The sequence below is a fragment of the Accumulibacter sp. genome, assembly GCF_031732815.1.
In the GTDB taxonomy this organism is placed as follows: domain Bacteria; phylum Pseudomonadota; class Gammaproteobacteria; order Burkholderiales; family Rhodocyclaceae; genus Accumulibacter.
Genome location: NZ_JAVMKF010000052.1, coordinates 1 through 7,905, shown reverse-complemented (window position 1 = coordinate 7,905; position 7,905 = coordinate 1). Strand labels below are relative to the sequence as shown.

9 protein-coding genes and 1 pseudogene are annotated in these 7,905 nt (G+C 61.8%); 5 read left to right on the top strand and 5 right to left on the bottom strand.

What is annotated here, in order from left to right; translation table 11 throughout:
* The 4 genes from RKP46_RS04750 to RKP46_RS04735 all read right to left on the bottom strand — a co-directional run.
* The coding region (locus tag RKP46_RS04750; protein ID WP_311105560.1) for an MFS transporter at positions 1–1,007 on the bottom strand (1,007 nt) is incomplete at its 3' end.
* A gap of 1 nt (position 1,008) precedes the next feature.
* Entirely contained in the window at positions 1,009–1,908 is a 900-nt protein-coding gene (locus RKP46_RS04745; protein WP_311105561.1) for an ROK family protein, read from the bottom strand.
* 415 nt (positions 1,909–2,323) lie between these two features.
* Positions 2,324–2,581: a hypothetical protein gene (locus RKP46_RS04740; protein WP_311105559.1), complete on the bottom strand. Its 258-nt coding sequence runs from the start codon at positions 2,579–2,581 to the stop codon at positions 2,324–2,326.
* 143 nt (positions 2,582–2,724) lie between these two features.
* Entirely contained in the window at positions 2,725–2,961 is a 237-nt protein-coding gene (locus tag RKP46_RS04735; RefSeq protein WP_311105558.1) for a hypothetical protein, read from the bottom strand.
* Between the two features lie 128 nt (positions 2,962–3,089).
* Here RKP46_RS04735 and RKP46_RS04730 point away from each other — a divergent pair, with 128 nt between their 5' ends.
* From RKP46_RS04730 to RKP46_RS04720, 3 genes are read left to right on the top strand one after another with little or no spacing between them, the layout of a single operon-like run.
* Positions 3,090–4,436, top strand: a complete 1,347-nt coding sequence (locus RKP46_RS04730) for a site-specific integrase (protein ID WP_311105557.1) — start codon at positions 3,090–3,092, stop codon at positions 4,434–4,436.
* A gap of 33 nt (positions 4,437–4,469) precedes the next feature.
* Entirely contained in the window at positions 4,470–4,793 is a 324-nt protein-coding gene (locus RKP46_RS04725; RefSeq protein ID WP_295324824.1) for a type II toxin-antitoxin system RelE/ParE family toxin, read from the top strand.
* A complete protein-coding gene (locus tag RKP46_RS04720) occupies positions 4,790–5,074 on the top strand; it encodes a helix-turn-helix transcriptional regulator (protein ID WP_295324821.1) in 285 nt (94 codons plus the stop codon). Before RKP46_RS04725 ends, RKP46_RS04720 begins: the two co-directional genes overlap by 4 nt.
* 413 nt (positions 5,075–5,487) lie before the next feature.
* Here RKP46_RS04720 and RKP46_RS04715 read toward each other — a convergent pair whose 3' ends face one another.
* A complete protein-coding gene (locus RKP46_RS04715; RefSeq protein ID WP_409194105.1) occupies positions 5,488–5,673 on the bottom strand; it encodes a hypothetical protein in 186 nt (61 codons plus the stop codon).
* A 103-nt stretch (positions 5,674–5,776) separates the two neighbouring features.
* Between RKP46_RS04715 and RKP46_RS04710 the strand changes: the two genes are divergently transcribed.
* Both RKP46_RS04710 and RKP46_RS04705 read left to right on the top strand, forming a co-directional pair.
* Positions 5,777–6,409, top strand: coding sequence for a hypothetical protein (locus tag RKP46_RS04710; RefSeq protein WP_311105556.1), 633 nt, complete (start codon positions 5,777–5,779; stop codon positions 6,407–6,409).
* 946 nt (positions 6,410–7,355) lie between these two features.
* Positions 7,356–7,905, top strand: a pseudogene (locus tag RKP46_RS04705) (hypothetical protein); the annotation flags it as partial.

Here is a 7,905-nt window from a genome sequence, read left to right as displayed (position 1 = left end):
GCCAGGGCAAGCGGGAAACCGGCCGCCGCCTGCGAGTAGGCAAGCGTTCCGAAGCTCGAAAAGACGCCGTAGGCGACCCACAGCCACGCGCTGCTGCTGCCCCTGGCGCTGACGATCAGTCCGAGCGTGATCAGCGAAAGCCCGACGCCGACGGCGAGCAGGACGACCGGTCCGATGCCGCGCCGGGCAAGTCCGGTGGCGAGCAGACCGATCAGCACGTAGGCAACGAGCATCGCGGCGTTCATGCTGCGCAGCGTGTCGGCGGCGAGCGCCCGGCTGTCGCCGTTGACCTGCATCAGCCAGGATACCGACCACAAGCTTTGTACAGCCATGAAACCACCGATGAGGGTCAGCCCGAGCGGTGCGAAGCGCCAGAAATGTGCGCTGGCGAAAACGCTCCTGACGCCGGCCCACTGCGTCGCCATGCTTTCCGGTTGCGGCTTTTCGGCGCGTTCGGGAACGCTGACAAACAGCCACAGCGCGACCAGCGCCGTCAAACCGGCGAGGAACAGGAAAATCTCGCGCCAACCGGTGAAATGCAGCGCCGATTCGAGCGGCGTCGTGGCGACCAGCGCGCCGAGGCCGCCGGCCGTCATGATCCAGCCGGTCAGCGAGGCCTGGCGCTCGGCCGGAAACCATAGAGAAAACGCCTTGAACGCCGCCATCAGGCAGGCCGAGACGCCCAGGCCGATCAGCCCGCGGCCGATCGCCAGTTGTGCAATCGTCTGACCGGCGGCGAAAACCCCGGCGCCGACTGCCGCGACGAGCAGCAGCGCCGCCTCGACGCGGCGCGCACCAAAACGGTCGAGGAGGACGCCAAGCGGAAGCTGCGCGCTGGCGAAAGTAAGAAAGTAGGCGCCGGTGAGCAGGCCGAGATCGCCCGCGGTGAGCGACAGTTCGCCGGTCAACAGCGGGCCGATGACGGCATTCGCCGTACGATAGAGGTAGGACAGGAAATACGCGCCAGCAAAGGGGAGAAAGAGCGTCAGCCAGAGTCTTGCCGCCATTTCACACCTCGTTCCATAGCCAGGCGGCGCCACGCACACCCGAGGAGTCGCCATGAAGGTTGCGGCACAGCCGAGTGAGAACGACCGGCGAGAAAATGTGTTCCTGCCACAGGCGCGGTATCGTGTCGTAGAGCCGCTCGATGTTCGACAAACCGCCGCCGAGCACAACCACCTCTGGATCAAGGATGTTGACCACAACAGCGAGCGCCTTGGCCAGGCGTCGCTCGTAGCGCCAGAGCGTTTCGTCGGCCGCCGTTTCGCCGTCGACGGCGCGCGCGCAGATCTCCTCGGCGGACAAGCGCTCGCCACAATGTCGCCAATGATCAGTCGCCATGCCCGGCCCCGACAACCAGGTTTCGACACAGCCCAGGCGACCACAATAGCAGGGCAGCGGCGCCACACTCTCTTCGTGCAGCAAGGGCAGCGGGTTGTGGCCCCATTCGCCGGCAATTCGATTGATACCGGAAACGACGCGTTGACGAACGACGATGCCGGCGCCCACCCCGGTGCCCAGGATGACGCCGAAAACCACCTCGGCGCCTCGTCCGGCGCCGTCGATCGCTTCCGACAGGGCGAAACAGTTGGCATCGTTGGCCAAGCGAACCGCACGCCCCAGCCGCGTCTGCACATCCTCCCGAAAAAGCTGACCAATCAGCCAGGTCGAGTTGGCATTCTTGATTCTCCCGTCCGGCATCGATTCGGCGCCCGGAATGCCGATGCCGACGCTGCCCGTCGCGCCCAGGTCGTTCTCGGCGGCCTCGACCAGACGGCCGATCGCTTCGACCGAAGCGGCATAGTCACCCTGTGGCGTCGGTTCGCGCCGACGCAGCAAAGTCTGACCACCCTCGTCGAGCGCGGCGAGTTCGATTTTCGTCCCGCCCAGGTCGATTCCAATACGCAACATGAGGTTCCTCTTCAGTCAGGCGGAAGCCAAGAGCCAGCCAGCGTGGATATATGTCTATCCAATACCCGCTGCGCACGCGTCGAATACTACCGCGAAACCTGGCGTCGCGGCTTCCAGCACGAAGATGGCGGCTGACCCGGCGAGCCGGGCGGCGGACAACATCTGACCAGCTTCGAGTGTCGAGCGGCTTTACATGCCAAGCAGGCAAGCCTGAATGGGGGCGACAGCAAGGCTGGATCGATAAACGCATAGCAGGCGGCACACGCAGGGTATGCTCTTTGCGGAGCAGGATGAAAGCGTCCAAGGCCAGGAACTGGCAGCAGAGAACAGACGCAGAAGATGAGGTTCTCCGGGGCTGACGCCGAACACGTGCGCGCTGCCGACACGCCGGGCGCCATGCCTTGACTACGGCTTAGCCAAGGGTCAGCCGAAAGCCGTCGTGCGGGCAGATCTCTTCCGAAGTGTCCTCGATGAACATGGTGCCAAGCATCAGACGGATCTTCGCGAGCATGAACGCCGACAAGGCGGTACTGTTCTCCAGGATCAATTCTTCGCCGGCCTGCATCGCCCGAACCAGCGGGCCGTAGCGGAACGACAGGTCCTGACCTTCCCAGCATTGAGTCCCGATGAGTTCATCGAGATCGGTATGTTTGGTGCATGCGTGGATCATCTTTTCCTCCGGAAAGCAGCAGGTCCTGTATCTTGAATAACGGTGGATCGCCGGAAGAAATTGAGTCGATAGCCTGCAGCAAACGTCCAGCAAGAGTTATCGCGGAAAAACTCTGCGGCAGGTCGTGCCGAATGCCCGCTTCCTCATTCGACCGGGAAACGCCCTACGGTGGGCGACCAATGTCGGTGGATGTCAGCGATGAGCGAAATTCGCACCTCCGCGAAACCCCGCCAGTGCCGGCCCTTTGCTGGCGTGAAAAAGCCCGGCGCAAGTCCGGGCTCCAGGTGTTTGGTGGAGAGAGGCGGGATCGAACCGCCGACCTTCTGATTGAGAATCAGAACTTCTAGGCATTTTTCGGCGTTGAAGGGGGTGTGCTGCAACGACTCGATAGCAAACAAATCAACTATTTGAGGAAACTTGACGTTGCTCGACGTTGAACGGAATTGATATAATCTGCTTACTGTGTGCTTACTAGGTTCCGCTGGTAAGCAAAGCCGGAGACCATAAGATGAGCGAAAACAAGGTTCCCTTCACTGCCGGGCGAGTGACAAAATTCTGCTGCGAGACCGGCAAAGCAGCGTCCTTTCTCTGGGACACCGAATCTACTGGACTCGGATTGAAGGCGTCAGCCGGCGGCAGCAAGGTCTACGTCTTACAGAGCCGCTTGGAGTCCGGCGCATCGGTTCGGCTGACCATCGGCAGCACCAAGGCATGGACCCTTGGCGCCGCACGCGACGAGGCCCGGCGCCTGCAAGTACTCATCGACTCAGGTGTTGATCCGCGCCAAGAGAAAGCCAACCGCATTGCCGCCGCCGAGGCCAAGCGCGCCGCCGACGAAGCCAAGCGCATCGAGGCTGAGCGTATCGCCACGCCGGCAGTGGAAGCATGGAAGAAGTACATCGAAGCGCGCCGCGCAAGCTGGAGTCCGCGCCATCTTCTCGAACACGAAACCGTCAGCAAGGAAGGCGGCGAGCCGCGCACCCAAGGGCGCCGACCCGGAGAAAGCGACAAGACCTTGCCGGGCATCCTGCGCCCGCTGCTGAACCTTCCTCTGGAACAGATCGACACCGACCGGGTACGCGTCTGGCTCCAGGATGAAGCCGCCAAGCGCCCGACCTATGCGCGCCTTTCGTTCGCCCTGATGCGTGCCTTCTTGAACTGGTGCTCAGACCGGCCAGAGTACCGCGACCAGGTACAGTCTGACGCTTGCAGCGCCCGGCTGGCCCGCGACGAACTGCCGAAGAAATCCGCCAGGGACGATTGCCTGCAACGCGAGCAGTTGCCGGCATGGTTCGCCGCCGTCCGCCAGATCGGGAATCCGGTCATCGCTGCCTATCTCCAGACCGCGCTGCTGACTGGCGCCCGCCGCGAAGAGGTGGCCGGCATCCGCTGGGAAGACGTGGACTTTCAGTGGCGGTCCATGACCATCAAGGACAAGGTCGACGGCGAGCGCACAATCCCGCTGACGCCATACGTCGCGTCGTTGCTGGCCGCCCTGCCGCGTCGTAACGAATGGGTTTTCAGCAGCCCCACCGCGGCATCTGGAAGGCTTCAGGAGCCGCGCATTCAGCACAACAAGGCAGTGACCACCGCCGGCCTGCCTGCACTCTCGATACACGGTCTGCGCCGATCCTTCGGCACCCTCGCGGAGTGGGTTGAGTGCCCGGCTGGCGTATCCGCGCAGATCATGGGGCACAAGCCATCTGCTACCGCCGAGAAGCACTACCGTGTACGCCCGCTCGACCTGCTGCGCATGTGGCACACCAAGATCGAAGGCTGGATTCTGGAACAAGCCGGGATCGGGCAGCCCACGGACGACGCGCGGCCCGGATTCCGCGTGATCAACGCTGCCTGACGGTACATCAGACAATAGCAGAAAGGCTATACTATGAGTCAATGGACGGTAAAGGTATGCTCGCTGGCGGAACCTGAACTGCTGGCCCTGCCTGCCGACATGCGCGCCCGCTTCCTGCACGTTGCCGAACTGCTGGAAGCTTTCGGGCCGCAAGAAGTGGGAATGCCGCATGTCCGGCCCGTGGAGGGCAAGCTGTGGGAAATGCGGATGCGGGGGCGTGATGGCATCGCCCGCGCCGTGTATGCCGCCGTTCATGGACGCACGCTACTGGTGCTGCATGTCTTCGTGAAGAAGACCCAGGCCACGCCACGCGCAGCGATTGAGACTGCCAAGAAGCGATTGGAGGCTTTGACGTGAAGACTTTGAGGACCATCAAGCCGGAGATGCTGGGCGACGCTGCGACCCGCGCTGAATACGACGCAATGTCGGGTGAGTACGCCATCGCCCGCGAATTCATTGCCGCTCGCGCCCGTGCCGGCCTGTCGCAAACCGAGGTAGCCCAACGCATGGGAACCACGCAAAGCGCTGTTGCAAGAATCGAGAGCGGCAAGCGCTTTCCGTCCATGCGCACCGTCGAGAGATTCGCGCAAGCGGTGGGAGGGCGTGTGGTCCTGCGGATCGAGGGCCAAGTCGCATAACCTGGTTTCGCCGAGGGAAGCAGCGGATGCCTTCATCCCGCTGGAGCCCCTTTGTGAGAGCGACGCCTTGTTGTCACTGACCATGCCGAATCGCGAATGAAGGAACGTCGCATCGCCCGCCGGCCTGGCCTAGCCGTGGCACGGAAGGAAGACCACGCCACCTGATGACCGAATCACCGACGCCTGACTGACGGTCTGCAGGCAGCGAGCAGCAATGCCGCGCCTATCCGGAGGCTGATCACCAACAGAGAACGCCGGGCACCTTCACCCGGCCGGCGCGGCACCCCCCTTGAAGGCAGCGTTTGAAGGAGTGCTGGATGAATAGACCGGATTGGCGGGAATGGAAGCACACGCCAGATGTGACTGTCTGGCAAGCATGCGCACTCTCGCTGGATATCGACCCATACATCATGCTAATGGCTGTCGACCAGCGCCTGATGAACGCATACCTCGCGCTTGCCTTTCGGGTAATACGGTTCGATGACCGCCAGCATTTCCTGCCAGGGGAAAACCCTTTCCATGTCGGCAAGGAAGAGCTCGCGCTTCGTGACCCGCTTCTTCGCGGCAAAGTCGGCTTCCGAAAAGCTGATCTGATTCATTGGCTAATCCCATCCGCTGCGACGCGCACCTTATATCATGCGCATCGTCAGGCGGTGCGATTAAATCAGCGTTTCTTTTACACGGCTTCGGAAGGCGATACGAGTGACTTCACGACTTGACCGGGAATCTCACCTGCCTGAAACACTGCGCGGAAAAAGACCTCCCGAAATCGTAAGTGCGAATCGACGTTTTAACCGCTATATCATGGTTTCTGTACTTGGCATGTTTCTCTACGGGATAATACTGCCCAGGACTTGGGAAAGCCTGTTTGGACCAATTGCTTGGCCGATTGCCTGGGTAGCCCACACTGCACCCGCAATAATAAAAATGGCTAAACTCTCACCGATTCCGGAATTGGTGCAGGGGTTCTTCGGATCGGCTGCGCGGGTCAGTACGCTAGTAACGGCCATCCTGGTTCGGAAGGACCCACTTGGTGCCAGAATCCGCTATGCGTTCTCCAGACCTGGCGTACCGTTCCTGAAGACGTTCTGTTTTCTGTATTTCTTGTCTTTACCGGGTTTACTGATTGGTCTGTGGGTTGTCCTCTTTTTGCCAATCTCCATTGACATGACAGGTGGCCCTACTTGGGGTATGAAGCTCTTTGTGGCCATGATTTCCGATCGCTTCTCGATGGCACTTGTAGGCGGGGTTGCGACCGGTGGAGTAGTTGGATTACTGTGGATCGTAATTGTCGTGCTCGCCGGCCCAATCTCACTGATTCTTGCGAAGGATTAACCTGTGCAACTCACGTTTGGTGAATTTTCTGCTGCCCTCACGGCGCAAGCCAACGCCTTTGCCAGCGCGTGGAGCGAAGCGGACAATAGGTTCGCGCGGCAGGTGGCCGCCGACGGAGGTCAGGCCGTGGTTAGCGCTCAACGCCAGAAGGAGCTACTGGCACAAGCGCTGGGAAACGAATGTTAATGGCGGGGAGAAACCGCGGCAATCTGGCGCGGAACTGCCGCGCTTACACCCATGCTCCAGCGTACCCGTCCCTCCGCCGGGTCAAGGGGTTGCTGCGCCGGGCTGGCGCCCGCCCTTGACCCGGCTCCGGGCCGGCAATTTTCGTGCCCGAATTTTCGGCTGCGCCAGATTTCGGCGGTTTTTGGCCGCCATTGACAACGAATTCAATTCCCTTGCCGATTCGTCGGAGCGATGGGCCGCCGCCGCCGCGGACCAGCACAAGGCAGCCATTGCCGAAATCATGGAGCGCTACGCACAGCAATACGCAAGTAAGGCCAACGCGTTACTCGACGACGTCTTGGACGCCCACGTGAGAGTCGGCGCGCTGGCAGCAGAAGCAAGAGTGGGCGTATTGGCCGCGGAAAGGGCATTCGGGGCAACCTTCGGGCGAGCAATCGGCCCCACCTACGACGCTTACGAGATGGCTGACGGCGCTGTGAAATGGTTCGAGACCGGCAGCAGCGACGCCTTTGGTCAGGCGGGAATGGGCGTCGCCCTTGCTTGGCTGGGTGGAGTTATTGTGGGTGGCGCTGCTTTTCGGGGCAGAGGTTCTTGCGGTCGCGGGATTTGCCGCGCTAGGGGCCGGTGGGGTCATTGCTCGGGCCGAGCGTCTTCGACTGGTTCAACCAGCAGGGTTTTAGATTTTGCAACAGCATTTTCGACGAAGGCGGTTACATCGCGGATAACATTATAGATTTGTTCGCCTCAGCCGCCCGCTTCGTTGCCCAGCACCGCGACCAGCTGGCTGAGCCCCGACGACGGCTTCCTCGTCCTCGACCGCAACCTGAACGGCTTGATCGATTCGGGGCGCGAGCTCTTCGGCGACTCGACGATCAAGCGCGATGGTCAGCGCGCGGCCGACGGCTTCGACGCCCTGCGCGATCTCGACAGCAACGCCGACGGCAAGATCAGCGCGCTCGATTCGCGCTTCGCCGAACTGCGCCTGTGGCGCGACCTCAACCAGGACGGCGTCAGCCAGAGCAACGAACTGTCCACCCTGGGCCAACTCAACGTCGCCTCGATCAACGTCGCCGCCAGTGCGCACAGCCAGACGCTCGCCAACGGGAACCAGATCGCCGACCTCGGCACCTACACGCGCGGCGATGGTAGCGTCGGAACCACCGGCGAAGTCACCGGCAATCTGGCCGACATCAATCTGGTCGGTGACCCCTTCCACCGGGAATTTACCGACACGCTCGATACCACTGCCGTCGCTGCTCTGCCCGACATGCGTGGCAGCGGCGCCGTACGCGACCTGCGCGAAGCCGCCA